We start from the raw sequence: 730 nt of genomic DNA, 5'->3' as shown, positions 1-730 counted from the left end.
CACCACCGCGCCGGTGGCGGCGGTGGGCAGTTCGAGCGCGGAACTCAGGTATTCGGCTGTGCCGAGCGCGATCACCGGCGGCACCACGACGATCATCGCCAGGCTCATGACGAAGGTGATCCAGCCGACGCCGCGCCCGAGCACCCGGGCGACGATCGAGTACTCGCCGCCGGCGACCGGGAAACGGGTGCCGAGCTCGCTGTAGCACAGCAGCTCAGCAAGTTTGCCCAGCCTTGTCGCCTCTTTGTTGTGCTGATCAGCATAGAAGCGACTCAGGTGCCCGGGCAGCCTGGTTCTGTCGCTGCGGATGGACGCGACGAGTACGGCCACTTGCTTTAAATGCCTTGAATACCGTTCATCTCGTTGTAGGCAGCGCCGTCATAGGTAATCACATGGTGCTGGCAAGGGCGGCTTCAGGGGGTTGTCGGCGTTTTTGGCGAGAAACCGCCCCTGCATCTGACCGATTTGTCGGTCGGACGCGGGGCGGTTTTCTACTCGGCTCCCGGCTCGATGGGGGCAGTCAAGCCGGGGCGCCACGCCACGGAGGGGATTATGCCTCGTGCGGCAAGCTAACCGAACGGATTGCCGAACGTCCTCCATTTTAGTGAGGTGATCTCAGTGGAATGGGGATGGCTGAGGGCCTGAGGAGATGTGGGCGTGGGGTCCTGGTAGAAGAAGGTCTCACCACAAGATCATCTTCAGAACCAGGACCCCACGTGATCACCTATCG

1 protein-coding gene is annotated in these 730 nt (G+C 62.2%); it reads right to left on the bottom strand.

The window, feature by feature from the left end; genetic code table 11:
- A partial coding sequence (locus tag E1181_RS32445; protein ID WP_235877185.1) for an amino acid permease occupies window positions 1–330 on the bottom strand: 330 nt, incomplete at its 3' end.
- Between the last annotated feature and the right edge of the window lie 400 nt (window positions 331–730).

Origin of the sequence: Saccharopolyspora terrae, from assembly GCF_004348435.1 — a bacterium.
GTDB classification, from domain to species: Bacteria; Actinomycetota; Actinomycetes; order Mycobacteriales; family Pseudonocardiaceae; genus Saccharopolyspora; species Saccharopolyspora endophytica.
Note: the sequence above shows the minus strand (reverse complement) of the source record. Positions and strands in the feature narration are given on the sequence as shown.